The following is a 23,038-nucleotide window of genomic DNA, read 5'->3' as shown; positions in this document are numbered from 1 at the left end:
CAGGACGCGGAGGGTTGATGTCAGAAGTCGTAACACACGAGCCAGAGAACGTCCTTTGCCAACAATTCAGAATGGGCGAACAAATTTCTTCACAGTGGGCTTTGGAGGAATACATTTCGCGGACTGCGGTGCAGCACGGTTGGCAATTGATTCCCAGGAGTCGCAACAAGGTTTGCTTTGACGCTTACGGGTACCGAGCTATCACAACACTTGCAAGGTCAGAACACGAAACTGAAGTACTGTCGGCCGAAACCATTTTTTCTCCGTTGCCCAATAAAGGATCTTGGTGGGTTGACGTAGGACTGATCCTGCTCTGCTGCGTTCTGGTCTTCATTCTGCCGGAGTGGTGCTTGGGTGCCATAATGGTCGCCGCAATCATTTATGTTGCAGCTCCTATTTTCCTTCGCAACAGGTATGCGAAGGCAGAAATCAGAAAATTTGTCACGTCGCTAATGGACTGAAGCAAATACCTTCTCGGATTCACTACCGTGATATTCTTTCATCAGGTCAAAGTGAGACGGCTCTTGAAACAAGATACTTTCCTTATTTCGCGATTGTCACTTTTGCGATATCTCAATGGCATGCATGAGCGCCTCGAATAACTCGTCGAGAACCCGTTTTTTGACTTGGTTGTCTCTGTAAACTAGGCCGAGCGTTCTTATTGGCGCATCCGGGCCGAGGCCAATGCGCATTACTGGGACGGCATCAAACGGCTTGACCGCAAGATCAGGGACGATGGATACACCAAGGCGGGCGTGTACCATCGATACAATCGCTTCTGGGCTATCCAATTCCATTGTCTCAGCCACCTGAATACGTTTCGAGAGAAGCCAATTGTCTATTAGAGTCCCTGCAACAGCGTTCCTATCGAATCGAATAAATGGCTTGGATTTCAAAAGAACCACCGGGTCCACTTCTGTTTCGTCGATGGATGCGATCAGTTGCATTGGCTCTTGCGCCAGTTCTCGAAAGGTGAGACCGGCAGGCATCAAGTTTGGTTTGACAACAATTGCAGCGTCCAGGCCTCCACGTTCAATCTCTGTTAGCAAGGCGCCTGTCAGCCCAGGGCGAATGTGAAGCCCAATTTCGGGCCACTTGGATTTCAAGGCTGCCATCGCCTTTGGCGTTAGCCCTGTCAGTGTCGTACGCAGAGTTCCAAGAGTGATAATGCCTTTGAGGCCGCCGTCTTCTAAGGCGGACGGTACCAGATTGTCATAAGCATCGACTAGCGTTCGGGCCTTTGCAACGATCAGATGCGCCGCTGGGGTAAGCTTTGGCGTGCGCGTGCTCCGATCAAACAGTTCAATGTCCAGCTGGGCCTCAAGTGCCTGCATTTGCTGACTGATCGCGGCATGGGTCACGTGAATGACATTCGCGGCTTCACCAAATGTTTTGGTGTCTGCAATAGCAACTAGGGTTCGGAGTTGCCGGATCGTCATGTCCAATCCTTTCACCCATTGGGTCGATTTTTCAGCCAATGTCGGGCCGCTTGGGGCCTTGGGGCCGCACGAGCTAATGACTGTCTCTATAACGACCAAATGGTATTTTGAAAGCTTTACTAAATTTAATATAAATATTTTTTCGCTTATTTACAGATTGTCTTACTGTTAATCAGAGTCACTATCGTGGCTTTTCGGCTGTGTCCGGTGCGCTTCTCATCGCTTGTTTAGAGGGAAATTCCGTGAGTGACTATGGTGACATGTTGCAACAGGCCAACTTGATCGGCGGCGCTTGGAGCGGATCGGAAAGCGGTGAGACCATTTCGGTGACGAACCCGGCAACTGGTACAGTCATCGAACATGTGCCTAGTTGCGGTATAAGCGAGACCAATCGCGCGATTGCGGCAGCGACGGAAGCGTTCGACGGCTGGTCAACCAGCAATCTGTCTTTCCGTGTTGGTCTGCTGCATAAGTTGCACGACGCATTGATGGACAACCAGGAAATCCTGGCGCAGCTGCTGACAGCAGAGCAAGGCAAGCCGCTTGCCGAGGCGCGTGGCGAAATTGCCATCGGCGCGGCCTATGTGCGCTGGTTTGCTGAAGAGGTGCGGCGCGCCAAAGGCGAGATTGTGCCGTCTCCGACCGCCGATCGCAAACTCATGGTGACACGCCATCCTGTGGGAGTTGTGGGGGCAATCACACCGTGGAATTTTCCGTCCTCCATGTTGGCGCGAAAGCCCTCACCCGCGCTTGCCGCAGGATGCACGATAGTTGCAAAACCAGCGACGGCTACGCCCTATTCTGGTCTTGCCTGGGTCAAGCTGTGCCAGGATGTCGGTTTTCCTGACGGTGTCGTCAGCATCCTGACCGGCTCCGCCCGAGAAATCGCCGGAGCCATGATGGCCAGCCCTGATGTGCGCAAGGTCACCTTTACCGGGTCAACAGACGTTGGCAAAGTGTTGATCCGCCAATCTGCAGACACGTTCAAGAAAGTGTCGATGGAGCTAGGGGGCAATGCACCGTTCATCGTGTTTAACGATGCAGATATTGATGCGGCTATCGAAGGGGCAATGATCGCGAAGTATCGCAACATGGGCCAGACCTGCGTGTGCACGAACCGCTTCTACGTACAGGCTTGTATTCACGACGCCTTTGTCGCGCGGCTAAAGCAGGCGTCCGAGGAATTGGTTGTCGGGGATGGCGCGCATGATGGTGTCGCACAAGGGCCGATGATCGACATGGCAGGCGTCGAGAAAGTGGAAGATATGATCGCGGATGCGACTTCCAAGGGTGGCAAAATCGTCTCTGGTGGCAAAAGGCACGAGATAGGCGGCACCTTTTTTGAACCAACAGTGATCACCGCTGCAAACGCCGACATGAAATGCGCAACCGAAGAGATCTTTGGCCCGCTTTCCGTTGTCTTCAAGTTCGAGACCGAACAAGAAGCTTTTGAAGCCGCTAACGCCACCGAGTTCGGCCTTGCAGCTTACGCCTACACCAAATCGCTCGGGCGCACTTTTCGGCTAAATGATGGGCTTCAGTATGGGTTGATCGGGATCAACTCCGGCCTGATCACGACCGTCGAAGCTCCGTTCGGAGGACTCAAGGAAAGCGGTATGGGCAAGGAAGGCGGTAGTCAGGGTTCGGAGGATTACCTGTCTGTCAAATAAATGTGCGTTGCCGGTTTGGACGCCTGACAAGAAATCACCGCGTCCCGAGGGGACGGAGCTGCACAGAGCTTGGCTCAACAAATAAGGGAATGAACGATGCGCGCCGCTGTTGTCAGAGACTTCAATGAAGATCTTTCCATTGAAACGGTAGAGGACCCAAGCTGCCCCGAGAACGGCGTTGTTCTCGAAGTGGCTGCCTGCGGGGTGTGTCGTTCTGATTTTCATGGATGGGTGGGCAGTCATCCCAAAGTCACCAGTGGTTCAATCCTAGGGCATGAATACTGCGGAACAGTGGTCGAGGCAGGCGCGCAGGCCAAACACAAGATCGGCGACAAACTGATCGCCCCGTTCATTTTGGGCTGTGGTGATTGCCTGGCGTGTCAGACGGGTCACTCGAACACCTGTGAAAGTGCTATTGTCCCCGGTTTTGGCGCGCCGGGCGCCTACGCAGAATTTGTTGCCGTTCCGTTTGACCACAACCTAGTTCACTTGCCTGAAACAATGCCAGACGCGCTGGCCGCTGGTCTTGGCTGTCGGGTCACAACCGCGTGGCACGCATTGACTGATCGCGCTAATGTGCGGGCAGGTGAATGGGTCGCCGTACATGGCACGGGCGGCATTGGCCTGTCGGCTTTGCTTCTGGCCAAAATGCTGGGGGCGCGGGTTGTTGTCGTCGATGTCGTTCAGGAAAAGCTGGATCATGCGCTGACGCTGGGCGCAGATGCAACCGTGAACGCAGCGACCGAGGATGTTCCCGACGCCATCCGCGAGATCACCAAGGGCGGTGCGCAGGTCTCACTTGAGGCGCTTGGCATCGCGCAGACGACGAACGCATCTGTTGAATGTCTCGCCACCCTTGGTCGGCACGTGCATGTGGGCATGCCCGCCGGTGATGGCATAATGGAGGTTAACATGCGTGCCATCTATTCCAAACAATTGGCCTTTTTCGGGACCCGCGGCATGCCTGCATGGAAATACCCGTCTTTGTTGGAGATGATCGAACGGGGCGACGTGGATCCTACCCCCATGTTGGATCGCGAAGTCACCCTATCTGGGGCAAGTGCTGAATTGCGCTCGATGAAGGGCCCGACGCGTCCCGGAACAGCAGTGATTACGGATTTCTCCAAATGACGGCAGAGGTTCTGAAAGTCACCATTCAGCGCGATGCAGACCGCGTCGAAACTTTCGATGTGCCCGCCTATGAGAACCAGACTGTATTGGATGTAGTGTCCTGGGTGCAGCAAAACGCGGACCCGACCTTGAGTTATCGGTTTGCCTGTCGTGTCGGCATGTGCGGCAGCTGTGCGATGATGGTCAACGGTGTCCCGCGCTGGACTTGTCGCACACACATCTCCAAGGTTGTTGATGGCAATGCGGTGATGATCGGACCGTTGCGCAACTTGCCCGTCATCAAGGATCTGGCCGTTGATATGGATCCGTTTTTTGACAAATGGGTTGCCGCCGAAGGTGTGCATCACGGCGCTCTCACACGAGATGACGAGATTGCCCCGGTGCATGAGACAAGCGCCACGAGGGTCGAAGCGAATGCCGGAATTGAATGCATCAATTGTTCTGTGTGTTACGCCGCTTGTGACACAGTGGCGAGCAACCCCGACTACCTCGGTCCGGCTGCTTTACAGCGGGCCTGGACCCTCCTGAACGATGCGAAGGACGAAGGGCGCGTCGCGATTTTGGATGCTGTTTCCGGCAGTGGTGGATGTCACAACTGTCACTCGATGGGGTCATGCACGATGTATTGTCCGAATGAGCTGAACCCGATGTCAGCTATCGCGGGGCTGAAACGAGAAACCGCAAAAAACTTCTTCAAGAGGGGGCGCTGATGCTGAGTTTGCGGCTTTACATGTTTCAACGGCTAAGCGCGCTGCTGATGGCCCCCTTTGTGGTCGGGCATCTGGCGTTGATGATCTATGCCATTCAGGGTGGGTTGAGTGCTGCTGAGATCTTGGAGCGTACCCAAGGGTCTGTGCTCTGGTTTCTGTTCTATGGCATCTTCGTAGTCGCGGTTTCCATCCATGGCGCCATTGGCTTGCGTGCTATCGCGTTGGAATGGGGCGGATTGAAAGGCGCTGCGTTGGAAGGGTTCATGTGGCTTGTTGGACTGGGTTTGTTAGCGCTTGGCGCGCGCGCCGTTTGGGCGGTGACCTTTTCGCAAGGAGTGGGCGTATGAAGGCGGCAAAATGCATCACATCCCGCGCGCATCCCCTGTGGCTTGCCTATATCCTGCACCGCCTGTCCGGGCTCGCGCTGGCCTTGTTCCTGCCCCTACACTTCTGGGTGCTGGCCATGGCGATGACAGACCCCGTTAGGCTGGACGGCTTCCTTCATCTCACCGAAGCGGCCGCGGTGAAGATCGCAGAGTTTGGTCTCGTTTTCCTTCTGGCTATTCACATGTTTGGCGGTTTGCGTCTGATAGCGATGGAATGGCTGCCGTGGAGCGCACCCCAAAAGACACTAGCGGCAGGTGCAACGGCGGGATCTTTTTGCATTGCGATTCTCTTTTTCATGAAAGCGATTTGACATGAAAGTTTCTGACATTGAACGCCACGACACCGACATTCTTATCCTCGGCACCGGAGGCGCTGGCTTGTTCGCTGCACTTCACGCCCAGCAGACAGCACCAGAGGGGGCGAAAATCACCATCGCGGTGAAAGGCTTGATCGGAAAATGCGGCTGCACTCGAATGGTTCAGGGCGGGTACAACGTGGCCCTTGGGGGCGGCGATACGGTTGAACGGCACTTCATGGACACGATCAATGGCGGCAAATGGCTGCCCAATCAGGACATGGCGTGGCGCTTGTGTGAGCAGGCCGTGATCCGCATTCGCGAGCTGGAAAACGAGGTCGGGTGTTTCTTTGACCGCAACGCGGACGGGTCGCTACACCAAAAGGCATTTGCCGGGCAAACGGCGGACCGGACGGTTCACAAGGGTGATCTGACGGGGATCGAGATCATCAATCGGTTGATGGAAAAGGTCCTCGCCTCCGGTGTTGAGAAACTGCAAGAACACCGCGCGGTGGGTCTAATCCCGACCAAAGACAGCCGTGCGCTGGCGGGCGTTCTGATGATCGACATGCGGACTGGCAAGTTCCGTCTGGTGCGTGCCAAAACGGTGATGATGGGCACGGGCGGCGGGCCGACCATGTACAAATACCACACTCCATCCGGTGACAAGACCATGGATGGTCTGGCCATGGCTTTGCGTGCGGGGCTAACTTTGCGGGACATGGAAATGGTGCAGTTTCACCCAACAGGGCTGCTTGCCGGGGATCATACCCGCATGACCGGCACCGTTCTGGAAGAAGGCCTGCGCGGCGCTGGTGGACAGCTCATCAGCCACACTGGTCAGCGGTTCATGTTCGATTATGACGACAGAGGCGAACGTGCCACCCGTGATGTGGTCAGTAGGGGTATCTATGCCGAGATGCGCAAGAACAACAATCCCGAACAAGAGGGCGTCTTCATCTCAATGGCACATCTTGGGCCGGATAACGTGCGTAAGAAGTTTAAAGGCATGGTCAACCGCTGCGCTGACAGCGGCTTCGATCTGGCCGCCGGTAAGGTCGAAGTTGTGCCAACGGCGCATTACTTCATGGGCGGCGTCGTCGTCGATGTCGACACGCGCACGGAGATGGAGGGTCTTTATGTCGCCGGCGAGGACGCCGGCGGCGCCCATGGGTCCAACCGCTTAGGCGGGAATGGTGTGGCCAATTCCACCGTCTATGGCGGTATCGCAGGCGACACGATGGGGCGCGATGTGGCAGGCATGAGCCTGCGTGACCCAGACGAAGATGTGCTGGCGGCAGAGTTCGAGCGCGCCATCTATCCGCTGAGCCGCAAGCCGGATCTTGTCCTACCGCTGCGAAAGCAGTTGCAGAATATCATGTGGGACGACGTGGGTGTCATGCGCACCGAGGCTGGCATGAAGCGCGGGTTGAAAGGGATAGCAAGCGTCTCTGAGGCCTTGATGGATGTAGGTGTTGAGGACAGTAATCTAGCGTTTAACCTGACTTGGCATGACTGGCTAAATCTACGTTCACTGTGCGATGTATCCGAGGTCATTGCCAAAGCCGGGATTGCTCGTGAAAACTCCCGCGGGGCGCATTTCCGTGAAGACTATCCAGAGCCTGGTGCGATGGAAGACAGCGCATTTACTGTCGCAACACTGCAAAACGGCAGGGTGGCCGTGAACAATGAACCCGTTCAATTCACCATCGTGCGTCCGGGCGAGACTGTCTTGCCCGAAGGTGCGCCTGAAACATTGGTTGCAGCACAATGATACCCATAAACCTGATCCAATCCACCGCCGAAACCCTGATGGACAAGGCCGCTATTGAAATCCCGCAAGACTACCTCGATGGCTTGCAAGAGGCCGCTAGGACAGAAGACGGCGATCTGTCGTCGTTTGTTCTCAAGGCGATGCTGGAAAATTACGAGGCCGCCAAGGAAGACCGACGCGCGATGTGCGGTGATACTGGCGTGCCGCGCTGGTTCGTCAAGATGGGCAACGAAGCGCAGGTTGAAGGCGGTATGGTCGCACTTGAAGCCGCTCTGCGCCGCGCAACGGCGAATGCCACCAACGGTGTTCCGCTACGACCGAACCGAGTGCATCCATTGTGGCGGACGGATCACAACAACAACGTGGGCATCGGCGCGCCGGAGATCGAATATGGCTATGAGCCCGAGGGCGCATGGGTAGATCTGATCACCGTCCACAAGGGCGGGCTTTTTGGTTCGGATTACCGGATGCTGTTCCCGTCTGATGGTATTCAGGGGATCAAGCGTTTCTACCTCGACAGCCTTATGGCTTTCGGCAAACGCGGCCTTGCCTGCCAGCCTGCCATCATCGGCATCGGGTTGGGGGGATCCAAGGATATCTGCATGACACTGGGCAAACGCGCCTCGACGTTGCGGATCGTCGGATCGCGTAACAGCGATCCAGAAATCGCCAAGATGGAGGATGAATTCAAAGAACTTGGCAACTCTATCGGCATGGGTGCCATGGGGTTTGTCGGCAAGAACATGGTAATCGATTGTAATATCGAAGTTGGGTATTGCCACACGGGCGGAATGCCCATGTCGGTGCATGCGTTCTGTCTAAGCTCGCGCCGCGCCGTCGCCCGCATCCACGCGGACGGGCAAGTCGAACATCGCACGGACCCAGACTGGTTCACCGACTATCAGCGTCGTGAAACCATTGACTGGGAACCTATGCGGGAGGCAGCAGAATGAGCGCACCGCGTGAAATCATCCTGTCCACCACCCCCGCCGACGAAGAGATCGCAGATCTGCGCCTGGGCGATGTCGTCTACCTTGATGGCCTGATGTACACAGCTCGAGAAGGCGTCTATATGCGCGCTCTAGAGGAAAAGGCGAATATCCCGATGGAGTTGCCCTCCCAATCCGCCGCCAACTTCCACTGCTCACCCGCCGCTCGAATCAACCCGGATGGGTCTTTTGACATGGGCGCTGTGACGGCGACGGCATCTTTCCGCTTTGCCAAATGGTTGCCTGAATGGATGGCCAAGACCGGGGCAAAGTTAATCGTCGGCAAGGGCGGCATGACATCGAAGGACTACAAGGAATACTTCGTGCCTAATGGCGCAGTCTACCTGTCGACCGTCGGATACGGCACGGGTGCGCTTCTTGGGCGCGGCGTTGAGAATGTCGAGGCTGTGCACTGGAACGAGGAACTCGGCCTCGCGCAGGCGATGTGGGTTCTCAAATGCAACCGCATGGGCCCCTTCATCGTCGCCTCCGACATGTACGGTGACTGTCTTTTTGAACGGGAAAACGCCAAAATCGCTAAGAACGTAGCACGGGTCTACGAGGGCACCAGGCCTGCAACCCTTAAACGCTATGGCGAAAGTGACGACCGCACGGATGAGGTCATTTGAAGGTATGCCTATCGATGCGCATAAAGATGAAGTCGCACGGGAATCGGAGTGCCTCATACCATTGTTTATCCTGGAGACATTGGTGAAGTCAGATCGACCGATGTCCGTGGCTGACACGGGTTAATCCTTGGAAATAGAGACAGCGGTGCTGCAACCGCATTTCGAGGCATTGGAAGAGCAAGAGTTCATCCAGAGTTCTGGATCGCCGAGCTTCTCTATTTTTGGTCGTAGATTGGTGATGCTTTGTGCGGCGTTAGGAACCGGTGATCTCACTTAGGGCGCTGGCCTTCAGGCAACTGGCAAGTGAAGTACAGTCAGAGTATTCCGCGATGTCCAGAGTACCCGCAATTTCTCACATTCGCGCGAACACTTTTCCTTAAGGCACCTCGAATTAAGTAATCAGCGCGCGCAGCATCAGTATAATGCCCGACAGAAACATCATTGCGATGATCAAGCGACGAAATTGATCATCGTCCAGCCGCTTGAACAGCGAGATCCCGATCTGGGCAAAGACAATAGTAACAGGAAGCGCTAAGCCGATGAGTATCAGCGTATCCCACGAATAGGCTCCGTTGACCGCAAACATGATACACGCGAGCGCCAAGACAGCCACGTTAAAAGGCTGAAGCACAGCACGGGTTTCAGCCTTAGGCCAAGGACACATGGCGCACCACATCGTCGGCAATGCGCCCGACAACGATGCGGCACCTCCAAGTAAGCCACCAAAGAATCCGACGATGCATTCGATTATTGGTGCGGGGTGTTCGAGTTTTGGCAACGTGGTGCGGAAAGTGAAAAATCCGCCATAGAGCAGCATGAAACCTGCGATGATCATCTTAAGTGTCTCCACCGGAATGTACGAAAGAGCGGCTACGCCCATCGGTATCCCTGGAAGAGCGGGCAGCAGGAAGCGCGCGAGGCGCCTTGGCTGATTTGCAATGGACCTTCGTACCAACCAAACGCCTTGCAAACCGCTAGCGACGGACATCACAACAACCACTGAAACCGCCTGAACCGGCGGCATGACATTTAGCCAGAAGCCAAGTGCAAAAAGAGCTGTGCCGAATCCCGCCAATCCGTTGATGAGCCCACCAGCTGCCGCCCCCATAAGCAGGTAAACATAGAGCTCGGTTGGCAATTGCAATGTCCTTAAATTCAACGCCCAGCGAGATAATACGTAGTCTTACTTGACTACGAAGAAGCCCAACAATTTTGCGCGCTTTCGCAACCAATTCCAAGCCCAATCGACGGCGATTGCGGTTTTCGTTGCAACCGACAAAAATTCTTGACACCCCGTATTTCTCTCAGAATCTTCATCCTCCCACCGAAGCTGGCCGGTAGCCCCAAACTTTGGGTGATTTTCAAACGCTTCCCCTTGTAGTTCATTTTGTTCGGGCTGATTCCGTACAGCGCACTCAGCCAATTTGCCTCGGTGCCAAATCGCGATCTTAGTGTTGCTGTAGCGGTCAATAACGAACATGATTTTGATCTGAACGCTTCCCATGGCCACGCAATTCCCATTGGCGAAAAAAGTCCGTATTGTCGTCGTCTTTCGATTCTAAACACGGTTCGGAGAAAGCTCAGTCTCAGTTCCAACTAGAACAACACTCGTGAATGACCGGATTGACGACAAGCGCTGCGTTGCATCAGCACGTGTGCGGCAGCCGCGAACAAATGCTGCGTCAGCAAGGCACGAAAAACGAATGTAGAGAAAGTCCGCGTAGGGGTAACTCGAACAGAGCCCAGAAAACGGCTGCTCTGAGCCCAAAGCAGTCCAAGTGAAGCGACAAAGCACTTGGCGCGAAGGTTGTATGACCACTTTTTCTATCGCCCTAGACTTAACCGCACAAATCCGAAGCCTCTATCGAATTCTGGGGCATCCGTTTAAACTGCGCACTACGTGGAAGAGAAATCAGGTAATTCGGTTTGCTTCAGTGCAGGATGGCTTAGATACGTTTTGAACCAAAAACTCAGCCCCACTATTTTCTTGCTTCGCCATGGTGAAACCGAATGGAATTTGCAGAAACGACGTCAAGGTCGGCAGAACTCGCTCTTGACTAAGCGAGGGGTCGCTCAGGCATTGGCGAGTGCAAAAAGACTGGGGCACCGCCTATCCAGCCGTCACCCTCTGACGGTAATTTCAAGCCCACTTGGTCGAGCGGCACAAACGGCTTCCATCGTCCTTGAAGAGCTTGGCCTACCACCAGAAACCATCGAATATGAGAATCGTTTGGTGGAATGCAGTTTTGGACAATGGGAGGGCTTGACGGAAAACGAGATCATAAGGCGGTTTCCCCTGGAATGGGACGCGCGCAGTTCTGACCGTTGGAACTATCCTGTGCCGGGCGGAGAATCCTATGCTGACGTACATAACCGGGTTTTTGCTTGGTATTCCGGCAAGTCGTTTGAGGGGGCTGTCATAGTTGTTGGCCACGGCTTAACCCTGCGCGTGTTTCGAGGGATCTACTTGAACTTGTCCCCAGAAGAAGTTTTTGAATTGAATGAACCTCAAGATGGTTTCATCGAGTTGCGATGCGGACAATCAACCTTCGTGCAGCACTGAGGTGTCGAAGTTTGGCACTTAATCCCATGATATAGGATTTCCGCTGGCTATAAGCCTAGAAAACAACTTCTGAATGAAAGGGTTAAGCCGTTTTTTCAGAGCAAAGTAGCTATCGACCTAAGTCTGGAAAAACTGCAACGCATCGGTTCAAGGTAGCAATTCGCGAATTGATTTGTTCTTTTTAGGGTCGTCTTTTAGGTCTAAGAGCAAGTCTTCCAGCTCTGGCTGTTTGAGTGCTTTCGCAGCTCCTTTCGGTGAAAACCAGTGCCTTTTTCTTTCGTGCCTTTCCTTCCAACGGCGCTTCACCTTATCGACGTAGAGCGGGTAGACGGTGGCCTTCACTAGGACACTGGTACCGTCGTTAAAAATCTTAGCGTACTCAAACTCACCGATCGGCTTGCGGGAAATTGTACCTTCCACCCCAGCCTCCTCCAACGCTTCAATTTCTGCCGCGCGCCAGTCTTGCTCGCCGACCATCGGCCAGCCCTTGGGCATGATTCAGCGCCCTGTGTCACGCGACGTGATAAGGAGTACCTTGAGGCGGTCGACGAACAACTGCAGAGGCAATGCTGCAACTTGTTTAGTACGCTGAGCCACTATGCTTATCGCCCTCCACAGCAGGTTGAAGTGATGATGTGACCGATCCTTTCCGATTGTGACTGGTAGAAACACAAAAAAACGTCACCAATTAGCGACGCAGAATTCACTGGTTGTCGATATGCCACCCCATGCCCAAATCCGACAGATGCCTTTGAACCCGCCCAGGGTAGTCAGATACAATTGCATCCACGCGCAGGTCGATCATCCTGCTTATTTCTTCGTGCTCATTGACAGTCCAAACGGCGACACATAAGCCCAGCTCTTTTGCAAGGGCCACATTTTCTGCTGTCACATCCGCATAATATGGGCACCAAAGCGAACCACCGGCTTGCTTGACCAAAAATGGGATTTCGTCGCAGCGACCGCGAAAGTCTGGGCAAACCGCTTTCGAGGAATCTTCGCCCACTTCGTCCTCGTTTTCCGGAAGCTGCGTAAGGTAAGAAGACGGCATGTCCGGAGCCTGCCGCTGGCATTCTTCCAAAAGGTTCCAGTCAAAACTGTGTAAAACCGCGCGCGTAGATAGACCTTTGGCGCGAACCTCCTGAAGAACTCGCCCAACAAAGTTCTCTCGAAAAATCGCATCGTGAGCCAGGTCAGGATCCGATTTCAGTTCGAGCATCAGATAGGCATCGCCGTATTTTGCTTCGGCTACCAAATCGAGCAAGTCTATCAGCCTTGGAACACGAACGCCGTCCAGTTGCGCCTGATCCGGGAAACGTTGGCCATAGTCAGAATGCCCGTCTAACCGTCCAATATCGAATTGTTGGATTTGCTCGAAAGTCAGAGATGAGACTTTCGGCTCTTCACCGGTCAGAAACAGGCCATTGGTGTCGCGAAAGCCAGATGCGTGCAGACGATGATTGTGGGTTATGACCGGAACGTCATCAGCTGTTAGAACGACATCAAATTCAAGAAGCGGTACGCCGATGGACAGCGAGAAATCAAAACCAATCATGCTGTTTTCAGGCAAAACGCCTCTTGCTCCTCGATGTCCCACAACACGGATCAGGTTGTTTCCACCACGAAATGCTTCGACCTGCGGAAACCCCATTAGCTTTCCAGCCTTTCCCCGGTTGATTGGTCAAACAGATGCATGTGCTCAGAGGCGACCGAAAACCGCATATTCGGATGTCGGTCCTCGATCGGATGAACTCCCGGAAGGCTTATGGTGATCGCTCCGCCGCCTCTCGCGAGTTGACCGTGTAACAGAGTGTTGGCCCCTAACGGTTCCGCCATCTGGATCGCCGCTTCTAGCGGACCACTATCATCCAACAACAGGTGCTCTGGGCGGATCCCCAGCTTCAACGCGTTATCGGGACCCGCAGATGGGCCAACTTCTACTTCACCGATCTTGACTGTCCCGTTCTCACGCCGGGCATCAAACACATTCATCGCCGGGCTGCCAATGAACTGTGCCGCGAACAATGTTCTCGGTGTTTCGTACACCTCCAGCGGAGTTCCAATCTGTTCGGCGATACCGCCGTTCATGACGATCATCCTGTCTGCCATCGTCATCGCCTCGACCTGATCGTGGGTTACGTAAAGCGAGGTGATGCCCAGCTTCTCCTGAAGCTCACGAATTTCCAGACGCATCTGAACACGCAGTTTAGCGTCTAGGTTCGACAGCGGTTCATCAAACAGGAATACTGCTGGTTCGCGGACAATAGCCCGACCCATTGCCACCCTCTGACGCTGGCCGCCGGAAAGTTGTCTTGGTTTGCGATCCAGTAAGGGTTCCAGTTGCAACAGCTTGGCAGCCTCAGTCACCTTCTCGTCGATCTGGCTCTTGGGCAGACCGGCGATCTTTAGGCCGTACCCCATATTCTGGCGCACAGACATGTGTGGATAGAGTGCATAGTTCTGGAACACCATCGCGATGTCGCGATCCATCGGCTCTTTGTCGTTGGCTCGTTCTTCTCCAATTCGGATTTCGCCATCGGTCACGGTTTCTAGACCCGCAACCATCCGCAACAGCGTGGACTTGCCGCAGCCCGAGGGTCCGACGATCACGATGAACTCACCATCAGCAATATCGATATCGATGCCGTGGATGACGTCCGTTGGGCCAAAGCTCTTTTTGACGTTCTCTAGGGTTACTGTTGCCATTTCTTACTTCTCGCTATCGACAAGGCCGCGGACAAAGAGCTTTTGCATCGATACCACCACTATGACCGGTGGGATCATTGCTAGAATTGATGTAGCCATGATGACCGGCCACTCGGCCACATCATCGCCGGACGGGAACATCTGTTTGATGCCCATCACAATGGTGTTCATTTCAGGGTCGGTGGTGATGAGCAGCGGCCAAAGGTATTGGTTCCAGCCATAGATGAACAAGATCACGAACAGCGCCGCGATATTGGTCCTGCTCATGGGCACAACGATATCAATGAAAAACCGCATCGGGCGGGCACCGTCGACTCGAGCTGCTTCGGCCAGTTCATCTGGAATTGTCAGAAAGAATTGCCGGAACAGGAACGTTGCCGTGGCCGAGGCGATAAGTGGGAAGATCAACCCATAGTAGCTGTTGAGCATGCCGAACCCGGCGACAACTTCAAAAGTTGGAACAATGCGAACCTCGACCGGTAGCATCAGCGTCAGGAAAATTAGCCAAAAGAACGTCGTTCGACCGGGAAATCGAAAATAGACAATCGCAAAGGCTGACAGCAATGAAATGATGATCTTACCCACCGCAATACCAATGGCCATCACGAGGCTGTTGAACAACATCGTGGCGACAGGCACATTCACGCCAGAAAACAATGCAGCCTTGTAGTTTTCCCAGAACTGATCACCCGGAACCAACGGCATCGGCGGTGACACGATTTCCGGCTGGGTAACGGTCGAGGCCACAAATGCCAGCCAGATCGGAAAGAAGATGATCAGAACGCCAAGTATCATTAGCGCATGGGTCAACCAGATCCCCATCCCGCGTTTTTCGACCATACCGTGTTGTTGGGCGGCCATCAGTAGTGCACCCTTTTTTCCACATATTTGAACTGGATGACGGTCAATAGGCCGACCACGATTAGTAGAATGACTGACTGCGCCGAGGATGAACCTAGATCCTGCCCGACGAAGCCGTCTGAGAAGACCTTGTAGACCAGAATGGTCGTCGCCTGTTGTGGGCCTCCGCCTGTGATGGTGTGGATAACGCCAAAGGTTTCAAAGAAAGCGTAAACGACATTCACCACCAGCAGGAAAAACGCCGTCGGAGATAGCAGCGGCAGTACAATTGTGAAGAACCGGCGCCAGAAGCGCGCTCCGTCGATCGCGGCAGCCTCGATCACCGACCGCGGAACCGATTGCAGAGCTGCGAAAAAAAACAGGAAGTTATAACTGATGCGCCCCCAAGCCGATGCTACAACCACCAACCCCATGGCCTCGGTGCCGTTCAGAACGTGGTTCCAGTCATAGCCAAGCTGGCCGAGGTACCAAGACACGACACCAACGCGCGTGTTGAACATGAACAGCCACAGTACACCAGCCACGGCGGGGGCGACGGCGTAGGGCCAAATCAGCAATGTCCGGTAGACGCCCGATCCCTTGATTAGACGATCTGCGATGACCGCCAGAAACAAGGCCGGGATCATTGAACACAGCGTTACGAGCGTTGAAAACACCGCTGTTGTCACAAAAGAGGCGCGGTAGAACTTGTCGCTCAGAAGGAACTCAAAGTTGCCGAGCCCGACGAATTGGGACGACAACCCAAAGGGATCAGGTATGAACAGAGACTGCCAAACGGCCTGGCCTGCGGGGTAAAAGAAGAAAACGGCGGAAATGATGACCTGAGGGGCGATCAGCGCCAATGGCAAAAGCCAGCCGCGGAAGGTGACGCGTTTTTCCATCTTGATAATCCACCGAAGAAAGAAAATGCGGGCCCTTAATAGGCCCGCATCAGTTTACGACTTATTGATTGGCGGATTCGAACCGGCGCAGCAGTGCGTCACCGCGCTCTTTTGCGCTATCCATCGCTTCCTGAGCGGTCTTTTCACCGGACCAGACGGCCTCAAGCTCTTCGTCGATGATGCCGCGAATTTGGTCGAACGAGCCCAGACGCAGACCTTTCGAGTTTGCGGTTGGTTCCTTCGCAGTCATCTGGATTACCGCGATGTCGGTGCCCGGGTTTTCATCATAAAAACCTGCAGCACGAGTAGCTTCACCCGCTTCGGCCGTGATTGGAAGATAACCGGTATTTTGGTGCCAAGCAGCCTGAACGTCCGACGAGGAAAGGAAGCTTAGGAACTCTCCAACGCCCTTGTATTCCTCGGGATCATGGCCTTCCATAACCCAAAGGGATGCACCGCCGATAATGGTATTCTGCGGCTCACTGGTGACTGCTTCCCAATAGGGCAGCGGCCTTACGTCGAACTCAAACTCAGCTTCAGAGCTGATACCGGCGTAACCGGCCGAGCTTTCCGTGAACAACGCGCATTCACCGGCCCGGAAATTTGCACCACCTTCGTTTCTGCGCCCGGTGTAGATGAACTTGCCATCCTTGGCCCAGTCACCCATTGCTGTCAGGTGTGCAACCTGCGCTGGACCGTTCAGCATCAGTTCGGTATCCAGACCGGCAAAACCGTTGTCCTGCGATGCGAACGGAACGTCGTGATAGGCCGACAGGTTCTCGAGGTGAATCCAGCTTTGCCATGCGGTCACCAGCGGGCAGTCCTCGCCGCCAGCCTTAAGCTGCTCAAGTACGTCGCCAACCTTTTCCCAAGTCGATAGATCTGTGTCCGGATCAACACCCGCCGCTTCGAAGGCATCGCGATTGACCCACAGAACCGGTGTGGACGAGTTGAAAGGCAGAGAGAGCATTTCACCGTCCGTTGTAGTGTAGTAACCTTTGACAGCGCCAATGTACGCGTCAGGATCAAACGACGCACCGCTTTCAGCCATCACTTCATAGACGGGTTTGATCGCACCTTCGGCCGACATCATCGTTGCCGTACCCACTTCGAAAACCATCAGAATGTGGGGTTGCTCGCCGGCGCGGAAAGCCGCAATACCTGCGTTCAGAGTTTCCGAGTAATTGCCTTTGTGGCTTTCGACCACGACGAACTCATCCTGGCTGGCGTTGAACTCATCAACTTGCGCTTTAACAAGCTCACCCAATCGACCGGTGAAAGCGTGCCAGAACTGAACTTCAGTTTGCGCCATCGCCGCCACGGGGGACAACGCAGTAGTTACGGCGAGAGCGCCGAGAAATTGCTTATTCATGATTCCTCCCATGCATCAGTGTTGATGCTTCGTTGAATACCGACCGCAACGCGTAATCAGCACACATGACGATTTCACGACGTTAACGTTACAAATTTATAATTCAAGCATTAAATTTTTGAAAAAAACATAACACTACGTTATGAAATTACTAAGCAAACAACGAACCAGGTTCAAAGCATGAGTCAAACTTTTAGAATCCGCCAATTGGAAGCGCTCATGGCAGTTTCCTCAAACGGGTCGGTCACTGCTGCAGCTAAGGATCTTGGGATAAGCCAGCCTGCGGTCAGCCGACTGCTTTCTGATCTGGAAAAATCGCTTGGCTTTCAACTTTTTGATCGCCGCGAAGGTCGCTTAGTTCCTTCGCAGGAGGTGCGTTATCTGCAACCCAGCGTAGAGCGCGTTTTGGAATTGATGAAGCAGATCTCGGACGTTAGTCAGGACATAACCCAACGCAAAGCGGGACACATCCGAATCGCATGTTTGCCCGGGTTCGCCACCAGTCACCTTCCCAACGTCATCGCCACCTTTTTACAAAATCGGCCAGGTGTGACCATGACGATCGAGCCTGACAGACCAGAACGCATTCTCGAGTGGATGATCGGTGAGCAATATGATTTCGGAATCACAGACAGCTTTAACGGGCATCCGGCCGTCGAAAGCAGAGACATCGATGTCCGTACAGTTTGCGTGTTTCCTACCGGACATGAATTGGAAGAACTCTCCGAGGTGTCACCTACGGATCTTGCGAATGCCAAGATTATTCACACAAGGCGCGACAGCGACTTTTTTGGAAAACTTTCAAAAGCGTTTCAAAGCGCCAACGTCAAACTCAACTCCCACATCGAAGTCAGGCAGTTTACGGCAGCTTGTGAATTGGCTGTAAAAGGTGTTGGGATTTCCGTGGTCAGCGAGTTGGATGCCGTCCAATATGCAGACAACGGATTGAGCTACCGACCGTTCAAACCGCTCTTGTCACATACGCTTTCCCTTGTGCGTCCGATTTTGAAGCAACCGTCACTGGTGACGCTAGAGTTCATCGAACAGTTTCAAGAGAGCCTAGCCCCGTTCAAGGCAAGCTAACTAAATCACTGATTTTATGGCGGAAAACGCCAATGTTCGCTGTCAGCAAGCCGTACTTTTTCTATCTTCATAACTTGAAGCCAATGCTTGAGCATTTGGAATAACCCAGGAGATCGACCTTGCCCTAATAGGCAAAAGCGGGGAAACACAGATTAGTTTTACAGTTGAGCTTGGATGATCTAGCTCCTTATCCTAGGACACCTAGTGACAGCTTTGTCCGCACAGCGGTCATTGATGCATTACGCGGCGAAAGACTGCTTTGAGCCCATTTTGGCCAATGCTGCGCGATGCCCCAATGACCGCAACGCAGGAGCAAGCAGTCTTTGGAAAAACCGACTGCAGACCCAATGCGTCCGTATAGAAAGAGTCATGAATCCGCGTCAGCTCCAGCGATTAATGACATTCGCATCTCGCGTGGCTTTAGAAGCTTGAAACTCCCGTAGGCTCGAGAGATGAAACCTGCTTCTTGGAGTTGACCCAGATGCTATGCGACCGTAGACCGCGCAAGATTCCCGAGGTGAGCGAGATCGGACCGTGTCGCATCAACTTCGGGCTGCCGATCAAAAGGATTGTCGTTCATACGCACATCTGCGAGCCGCACGAGAAGAATAGTGAAGCGTCGAGTCGATCAGAAGATGCAGCGGGCCGCTTCCCGCCGCGATACGGAAGACTCACCTTCAGCGTTCTTTGACGGCGGCACAGGGTACTGAAATCAGGCACTGCACAGTCCGCCAGTCAGCCGCAGGCAACTACCCACGAAGCCCGTGGCTTGCCTCAGCTGCAGCCCGACAAAACCTTCAGGGTCAGAGACGCTTGGAATGCGGATTCGCTGAAACTGTGGTGACGACCGCGCTTGCCTTAAGGTAGCGGTGTCCAATCTATCTCAGGATCAAACCAGATCGAAAGCGATCCTCGTTCTTTCAATGCGTGATTGTACGAAGGCCAGTTCCCGGTCTTGTACTTCGTTCGGGCCCAACTGGTCGTATCTCTCAGCTATCATGCTGGATTTATGAGGTGAATCCTTCAACCCATTTGGCAGCAAAGCAGCTTGGCTCCAGAATTGGCGACCCGTCAGTTGGGAAAGAATCACGAATCTAGCCATTCGGATTCCGGTAAGGGATCAGGCAATTTTCCGACACAGAATCGACCAAAATGCCAAATCTTACAATCTTGGCGTGTATTTCTCCGTGGTTTGGAGGATGCGGCGCCCTGACGGCGGGACCTAACCTTGTGGAAGGCTCCGTCGATATGGAGGGGGTTAGAACGCCGCGAATTTGGGCGGCATCCATCAGTAACTAGTGAGTTAACTAGGAGAGTAAAATGTTGAAGCTTTACGTAACGATGAAAACCATGGCACGCGACGAAAGCGGCGCGACCATCGTGGAATATGGTGTTGCTCTGACAATCGTCACGGCGATTGCAGTTGCCACTCTGACAGCTTTGGGCGCTGACGTTAACGGTCAGTTCACCAGCGCGGAAACCCTGATTCCTTAAGGAATACAAAGCACGCGGTGCGCTCAGCCCCGCGTGCTTATCGCCCCGGAAAATTTTCTTGATCCATTGGCAAAGTGCAACCGTTCCGATCGGTTCATTCAATAAACGCCAGGAAATAGCTGAAGGAGCACCAGATGAGACTCTCTGCCATTTTCACTGCATTGACGGGCCTAGTCGTAGCCGGAGGGTCGGTTTACGTCGCTCGGGATTACATTCAATTCGATACTCAGTCCGCAAATGTCGGGGCCGAGAGCGAGATGGTGAGCGTGGTCGTTGCATCGCGCGATATTTCGTTCGGCGAAGAAATCGAGCCCGGCGCGCTGACAACCATTGACTGGCCCCGTGGTGCCGTACCCGTGGGCGTCTTTACAGATTACGACGACCTGATTGCGGCGGCCAACATGCCGTCCCGGCGCGCCCGTCGCGCAATTACTCAGGGTGAACTGATACTGAACAGCAAGGTTTCCGACTTTGGTGAGAAGGTCACCATCGTTCAGACGTTGGGCGCAGATCATCGCGCCATGGCCATCGAGGTTGACGCCGAAACCGCCGTGGGGGGCTTTGTAACCCCGGGCGATCGGGTCGATGTGGTGATGACCACTGGTGAAAAAAGAGACATGCACGCCGTCACCATTTTGCAAAACATCAGGGTCATCGGTGTCGATCAGGAATCTGACGAACAGACCGACCAACCCGTTGTTGCGCGCACGGTTACTGTTGCCGTTACGCCTGATCAGGTCCAGCGCCTTGCCCTGGCGCAGCGTGCCGGTCGGCTGAGCCTGACCTTGCGGTCCATTGATGACACCGAGGACAAGACGCTGACTATGACGCGGTTGAACGATCTGCTGATTGATGAACCGGTTATTGCGCAGGACATCAAAGAACCGGTGCGCAAAACGATAATCCGGGTCCGCCGCGGCACCGAAGTGACTGAATCCATCATTAACTGAATCGACCAAGGAAGGTTTCGACCGTGTCCCTCGCTCAATTCATACGTCAATTCCGCAGCTCCGAAGACGGCGCGATCCTGGTCTTTGTTGCGGTGGCCCTGTCGGTCATGGTCGGTATGGCCGCCCTTGCATTCGACATTGGCCGCGTGACCACCACCCAGTCGGAATTGCAGAGCTTTGCGGACAATGTCGCCCTTGCGGCTGCGGGGGAACTGGATGGGCGCCCGGATTCAATCACGCGTGCCACCAATGCGGCTGCAAACATGATCCGCGACCGTCAAAGCTTTGGCGTGCGCAACAAGGATCAGCTGTTGTCCGGTGCAACGGATTACCAGCTACGGTTTTACGAAAACCCGCCGACAACTGCGACCGATCCCGCTCAACCCGCGCAACTGCTGGATTCGACCGATCCAGCCAGCGGACCGATTGCTGCATTTGTTCGGGTGACCGTCGACACGCACGAGGTTGCCACTCCGCTGGCGGCGGCAGCGGCGGCTCTTTTGGGCAATGCGCAGCCTTTCTCCAGCGTCAACGCCGAAGCCGTAGCAGGGTTCACCCTGATGGCCTGCGACATCACCCCGATGTTTATCTGCCTGCCGCAGCCCAGCCTCGATCTGACCGAAGGCCAGTTGATTAGAATGGTTAGCCAAGGCGGCAATGGACAATGGGGGCCCGGCAACTTCGGTTTTCTGTCTTCTAATCAGAATCTGGCCATCGATGCCTCCGGTGCCTGCGATCCTGCACCAAACGGTCAGGAAGATTCATGTGCTCTGGCGGCATCGCGCGCTGTTTCCATGTGCTTCAGCCAAAGAGGCGTTGAAACCAGACCGGGTCTGAGCGTGGGCAACATGGTGGCTGGCTTCAACACGCGTTTCGACCGGTTTGAATCTAGCGCCAAGCAGTTCAGCAACGGCTCGCGCTACGACGTCGACAATTTCGCCTCTTCTCCGCATGTCCTGGACGGCTGGATCACTGCAGGTAACGGAAACAGCTGCACCAGCCAGCTGTCGCCCACCTATGAAGCGAACGGGGTCCTTGATCCGGCCGCGACCGTGGGTCTGCCGCTTGACGACTGTTTTGCCAGCGGCACTTGCCCATCGCCTCGTATCGGCAATGGCGTCTTTACCACTGGCCTAACCGAGTATCTGACTATCAACTATGGCGCTGATTTCAGCGGCCCTCTCCCGACCGGTATTCCGCCTTGGTTCCCGACTGGTGGCACCCGCTATGACATCTACAATGCAGAGGTCACCAACCAGGCCGCTTTGGAGGCTATCCTGACCGCCGGTGGCAAAGCTGAAAGCAGCATGCCTTCGTGCCAACCCCCGTCAGCTGGTCGCGCCGATCCTACGCGCCGTGTCATCACCGTTGCCGGTATCGATTGTGCGACGTTTGAGGACGAGCTTAACGGTGGGTCGGGCACCATTCCGGTCACCAGTTTCATCGAGATGTTCCTGATCCGCCCTTCGGAATCCGGCAGCACCGGTGCCAACGCGGTCATCTATGGTGAGGTCATTCAGACCGTATCGGATGGCATCGGCGGCGCCGGAGTTGGCGGCATCGTTCACGATCTGGTTCAGCTTTACGAGTAATGATCATGTTTGGTGCATCCCGTCATATCAGCAAAACCCTTGGCCGGTTCCGCAATGACCAGTCCGGCGCGGCGTTGGTCGAGTTTGCGATCCTTTTGCCAATCCTGTTGGTGACATTTGCCCTGATCGTCGAGGGGGGCCGGATATTCTGGTCTTATCAAAATGCAATCACGGGGGTTCGGGACACTGCCCGTTATGTTGGCCGGATCGCCCCGTCCGATATGTGCACTGCCTCGCCAAGCGCTGCAATCGGCGATTTCCAGGCCGCTGTCTCAAACACTCTGACATCGCTTTCGACCACTGACATTGCCGTCGGCCTGGATTCTCTGTCCCTCGAATGCGTCGGGCTTACAGGTGAATACCGTGTTTCGCCCACGCCAGTCGCCGTCCTGACCGCGTCACTGACAATTTCTAATCTGCCGTTCACGCCCCTGTTCCAACTGGTAGGAGGCTCGGCAACGGCGCAGATCCAAACCACGATCACAGATCGCAGCCGGGTGTTTGGACCATGA

24 protein-coding genes and 1 pseudogene are annotated in these 23,038 nt (G+C 54.5%); 15 read left to right on the top strand and 10 right to left on the bottom strand.

Translation table 11 applies throughout. The annotated features are described in order from the left end of the window. Positions 1-17: 17 nt before the first annotated feature. Positions 18-461 (top strand): hypothetical protein, encoded by a 444-nt coding sequence (locus tag GOV85_RS17580; protein WP_171180543.1) that lies wholly within the window; start codon positions 18-20, stop codon positions 459-461. Between the two features lie 96 nt (positions 462-557). Here the strand turns inward: GOV85_RS17580 and GOV85_RS17575 are convergent, their stop codons facing one another. Beyond that, positions 558-1,478: a LysR family transcriptional regulator gene (locus GOV85_RS17575; RefSeq protein WP_254442996.1), complete on the bottom strand. Its 921-nt coding sequence runs from the start codon at positions 1,476-1,478 to the stop codon at positions 558-560. A 221-nt stretch (positions 1,479-1,699) separates the two neighbouring features. On the opposite strand from GOV85_RS17575, the gene GOV85_RS17570 reads away from it, so the two are divergent. From GOV85_RS17570 to GOV85_RS17535, 8 genes are all read left to right on the top strand, one after another. Further along, positions 1,700-3,109 carry an NAD-dependent succinate-semialdehyde dehydrogenase gene (locus GOV85_RS17570; protein ID WP_171180703.1) on the top strand — a complete coding sequence of 470 codons (1,410 nt, stop codon included), beginning with the start codon at positions 1,700-1,702 and terminating at the stop codon, positions 3,107-3,109. A gap of 96 nt (positions 3,110-3,205) precedes the next feature. Further along, entirely contained in the window at positions 3,206-4,240 is a 1,035-nt protein-coding gene (locus GOV85_RS17565; RefSeq protein ID WP_171180541.1) for a zinc-binding dehydrogenase, read from the top strand. Further along, positions 4,237-4,950: a succinate dehydrogenase/fumarate reductase iron-sulfur subunit gene (locus GOV85_RS17560; RefSeq protein ID WP_171180539.1), complete on the top strand. Its 714-nt coding sequence runs from the start codon at positions 4,237-4,239 to the stop codon at positions 4,948-4,950. Before GOV85_RS17565 ends, GOV85_RS17560 begins: the two co-directional genes overlap by 4 nt. Continuing rightward, a complete protein-coding gene (locus GOV85_RS17555; protein ID WP_171180537.1) occupies positions 4,950-5,297 on the top strand; it encodes a succinate dehydrogenase in 348 nt (115 codons plus the stop codon). The genes GOV85_RS17560 and GOV85_RS17555 overlap by 1 nt, the downstream gene beginning before the upstream one ends. Next, complete coding sequence (locus GOV85_RS17550; protein WP_171180535.1) at positions 5,294-5,647, top strand: succinate dehydrogenase; 354 nt, start codon at positions 5,294-5,296, stop codon at positions 5,645-5,647. The genes GOV85_RS17555 and GOV85_RS17550 overlap by 4 nt, the downstream gene beginning before the upstream one ends. Position 5,648: 1 nt before the next feature. Further along, positions 5,649-7,406 carry an L-aspartate oxidase gene (locus tag GOV85_RS17545; protein ID WP_171180533.1) on the top strand — a complete coding sequence of 586 codons (1,758 nt, stop codon included), beginning with the start codon at positions 5,649-5,651 and terminating at the stop codon, positions 7,404-7,406. After that, the gene (locus GOV85_RS17540) at positions 7,403-8,359 is read left to right on the top strand and encodes a fumarate hydratase (protein ID WP_171180531.1); all 957 of its coding nucleotides are present in this window, start codon (positions 7,403-7,405) and stop codon (positions 8,357-8,359) included. Before GOV85_RS17545 ends, GOV85_RS17540 begins: the two co-directional genes overlap by 4 nt. Continuing rightward, positions 8,356-9,024 (top strand): fumarate hydratase C-terminal domain-containing protein, encoded by a 669-nt coding sequence (locus tag GOV85_RS17535; protein ID WP_171180529.1) that lies wholly within the window; start codon positions 8,356-8,358, stop codon positions 9,022-9,024. The genes GOV85_RS17540 and GOV85_RS17535 overlap by 4 nt, the downstream gene beginning before the upstream one ends. 391 nt (positions 9,025-9,415) lie before the next feature. Here GOV85_RS17535 and GOV85_RS17530 read toward each other — a convergent pair whose 3' ends face one another. Then, positions 9,416-10,162 carry a sulfite exporter TauE/SafE family protein gene (locus tag GOV85_RS17530; protein ID WP_371813616.1) on the bottom strand — a complete coding sequence of 249 codons (747 nt, stop codon included), beginning with the start codon at positions 10,160-10,162 and terminating at the stop codon, positions 9,416-9,418. Between the two features lie 45 nt (positions 10,163-10,207). Further along, positions 10,208-10,504 (bottom strand): hypothetical protein, encoded by a 297-nt coding sequence (locus GOV85_RS17525; protein WP_171180527.1) that lies wholly within the window; start codon positions 10,502-10,504, stop codon positions 10,208-10,210. Between the two features lie 420 nt (positions 10,505-10,924). On the opposite strand from GOV85_RS17525, the gene GOV85_RS17520 reads away from it, so the two are divergent. After that, positions 10,925-11,587 carry a histidine phosphatase family protein gene (locus GOV85_RS17520; RefSeq protein WP_171180525.1) on the top strand — a complete coding sequence of 221 codons (663 nt, stop codon included), beginning with the start codon at positions 10,925-10,927 and terminating at the stop codon, positions 11,585-11,587. Between the two features lie 147 nt (positions 11,588-11,734). Here the strand turns inward: GOV85_RS17520 and GOV85_RS17515 are convergent, their stop codons facing one another. From GOV85_RS17515 to ugpB, 6 genes are all read right to left on the bottom strand, one after another. Further along, entirely contained in the window at positions 11,735-12,082 is a 348-nt protein-coding gene (locus GOV85_RS17515; protein ID WP_254442995.1) for an NUDIX hydrolase, read from the bottom strand. Between the two features lie 208 nt (positions 12,083-12,290). Next, positions 12,291-13,238 (bottom strand): glycerophosphodiester phosphodiesterase family protein, encoded by a 948-nt coding sequence (locus GOV85_RS17510; RefSeq protein ID WP_171180523.1) that lies wholly within the window; start codon positions 13,236-13,238, stop codon positions 12,291-12,293. After that, on the bottom strand, positions 13,238-14,293 hold the full coding sequence (ugpC, locus tag GOV85_RS17505; protein WP_171180521.1) for a sn-glycerol-3-phosphate ABC transporter ATP-binding protein UgpC: 1,056 nt from the start codon (positions 14,291-14,293) through the stop codon (positions 13,238-13,240). Before ugpC ends, GOV85_RS17510 begins: the two co-directional genes overlap by 1 nt. Positions 14,294-14,296: 3 nt before the next feature. Next, on the bottom strand, positions 14,297-15,133 hold the full coding sequence (gene ugpE / locus GOV85_RS17500) for a sn-glycerol-3-phosphate ABC transporter permease UgpE (RefSeq protein WP_170353922.1): 837 nt from the start codon (positions 15,131-15,133) through the stop codon (positions 14,297-14,299). A 20-nt stretch (positions 15,134-15,153) separates the two neighbouring features. Next, the gene (ugpA, locus tag GOV85_RS17495; protein ID WP_155150415.1) at positions 15,154-16,035 is read right to left on the bottom strand and encodes a sn-glycerol-3-phosphate ABC transporter permease UgpA; all 882 of its coding nucleotides are present in this window, start codon (positions 16,033-16,035) and stop codon (positions 15,154-15,156) included. Between the two features lie 61 nt (positions 16,036-16,096). Beyond that, positions 16,097-17,407, bottom strand: a complete 1,311-nt coding sequence (gene ugpB / locus GOV85_RS17490; RefSeq protein WP_171180519.1) for a sn-glycerol-3-phosphate ABC transporter substrate-binding protein UgpB — start codon at positions 17,405-17,407, stop codon at positions 16,097-16,099. A 180-nt stretch (positions 17,408-17,587) separates the two neighbouring features. On the opposite strand from ugpB, the gene GOV85_RS17485 reads away from it, so the two are divergent. Next, positions 17,588-18,490, top strand: a complete 903-nt coding sequence (locus GOV85_RS17485; protein WP_171180517.1) for a LysR substrate-binding domain-containing protein — start codon at positions 17,588-17,590, stop codon at positions 18,488-18,490. Between the two features lie 617 nt (positions 18,491-19,107). Here the strand turns inward: GOV85_RS17485 and GOV85_RS17480 are convergent. After that, positions 19,108-19,483 (bottom strand): annotated as a pseudogene (locus GOV85_RS17480) (transposase); the annotation flags it as partial. 327 nt (positions 19,484-19,810) lie between these two features. Between GOV85_RS17480 and GOV85_RS17475 the strand changes: the two are divergent. From GOV85_RS17475 to GOV85_RS17460, 4 genes are all read left to right on the top strand, one after another. Next, positions 19,811-19,984, top strand: a complete 174-nt coding sequence (locus GOV85_RS17475) for a Flp family type IVb pilin (RefSeq protein ID WP_171180515.1) — start codon at positions 19,811-19,813, stop codon at positions 19,982-19,984. Positions 19,985-20,118: 134 nt separating this feature from the next. After that, positions 20,119-20,934: a Flp pilus assembly protein CpaB gene (gene cpaB / locus GOV85_RS17470; protein ID WP_171180513.1), complete on the top strand. Its 816-nt coding sequence runs from the start codon at positions 20,119-20,121 to the stop codon at positions 20,932-20,934. Positions 20,935-20,957: 23 nt separating this feature from the next. Continuing rightward, positions 20,958-22,526, top strand: coding sequence for a Tad domain-containing protein (locus GOV85_RS17465; protein ID WP_171180511.1), 1,569 nt, complete (start codon positions 20,958-20,960; stop codon positions 22,524-22,526). A gap of 5 nt (positions 22,527-22,531) precedes the next feature. Beyond that, entirely contained in the window at positions 22,532-23,038 is a 507-nt protein-coding gene (locus GOV85_RS17460) for a TadE/TadG family type IV pilus assembly protein (RefSeq protein WP_171180509.1), read from the top strand.

The sequence above is a fragment of the Ruegeria sp. HKCCA4633 genome (assembly GCF_013034605.1).
GTDB lineage: Bacteria > Pseudomonadota > Alphaproteobacteria > Rhodobacterales > Rhodobacteraceae > Ruegeria.
This window is presented reverse-complemented; position numbering and strand designations above follow the sequence as displayed.

Bases quoted from the DNA above. Each gene is read 5' to 3' on its own strand.
- GOV85_RS17580 (WP_171180543.1), top strand. From the start codon at position 18: ATGTCAGAAGTCGTAACACACGAGCCAGAGAACGTCCTTTGCCAACAA.
- GOV85_RS17570 (WP_171180703.1), top strand. From the start codon at position 1,700: ATGTTGCAACAGGCCAACTTGATCGGCGGCGCTTGGAGCGGATCGGAA.
- GOV85_RS17565 (WP_171180541.1), top strand. From the start codon at position 3,206: ATGCGCGCCGCTGTTGTCAGAGACTTCAATGAAGATCTTTCCATTGAA.
- GOV85_RS17560 (WP_171180539.1), top strand. From the start codon at position 4,237: ATGACGGCAGAGGTTCTGAAAGTCACCATTCAGCGCGATGCAGACCGC.
- GOV85_RS17555 (WP_171180537.1), top strand. From the start codon at position 4,950: ATGCTGAGTTTGCGGCTTTACATGTTTCAACGGCTAAGCGCGCTGCTG.
- GOV85_RS17550 (WP_171180535.1), top strand. From the start codon at position 5,294: ATGAAGGCGGCAAAATGCATCACATCCCGCGCGCATCCCCTGTGGCTT.
- GOV85_RS17545 (WP_171180533.1), top strand. From the start codon at position 5,649: ATGAAAGTTTCTGACATTGAACGCCACGACACCGACATTCTTATCCTC.
- GOV85_RS17540 (WP_171180531.1), top strand. From the start codon at position 7,403: ATGATACCCATAAACCTGATCCAATCCACCGCCGAAACCCTGATGGAC.
- GOV85_RS17535 (WP_171180529.1), top strand. From the start codon at position 8,356: ATGAGCGCACCGCGTGAAATCATCCTGTCCACCACCCCCGCCGACGAA.
- GOV85_RS17525 (WP_171180527.1), bottom strand. From the start codon at position 10,504: ATGTTCGTTATTGACCGCTACAGCAACACTAAGATCGCGATTTGGCAC.
- GOV85_RS17515 (WP_254442995.1), bottom strand. From the start codon at position 12,082: ATGCCCAAGGGCTGGCCGATGGTCGGCGAGCAAGACTGGCGCGCGGCA.
- GOV85_RS17510 (WP_171180523.1), bottom strand. From the start codon at position 13,238: ATGGGGTTTCCGCAGGTCGAAGCATTTCGTGGTGGAAACAACCTGATC.
- ugpC (WP_171180521.1), bottom strand. From the start codon at position 14,293: ATGGCAACAGTAACCCTAGAGAACGTCAAAAAGAGCTTTGGCCCAACG.
- ugpE (WP_170353922.1), bottom strand. From the start codon at position 15,133: ATGGTCGAAAAACGCGGGATGGGGATCTGGTTGACCCATGCGCTAATG.
- ugpA (WP_155150415.1), bottom strand. From the start codon at position 16,035: ATGGAAAAACGCGTCACCTTCCGCGGCTGGCTTTTGCCATTGGCGCTG.
- ugpB (WP_171180519.1), bottom strand. From the start codon at position 17,407: ATGAATAAGCAATTTCTCGGCGCTCTCGCCGTAACTACTGCGTTGTCC.
- GOV85_RS17485 (WP_171180517.1), top strand. From the start codon at position 17,588: ATGAGTCAAACTTTTAGAATCCGCCAATTGGAAGCGCTCATGGCAGTT.
- GOV85_RS17475 (WP_171180515.1), top strand. From the start codon at position 19,811: ATGTTGAAGCTTTACGTAACGATGAAAACCATGGCACGCGACGAAAGC.
- cpaB (WP_171180513.1), top strand. From the start codon at position 20,119: ATGAGACTCTCTGCCATTTTCACTGCATTGACGGGCCTAGTCGTAGCC.
- GOV85_RS17460 (WP_171180509.1), top strand. From the start codon at position 22,532: ATGTTTGGTGCATCCCGTCATATCAGCAAAACCCTTGGCCGGTTCCGC.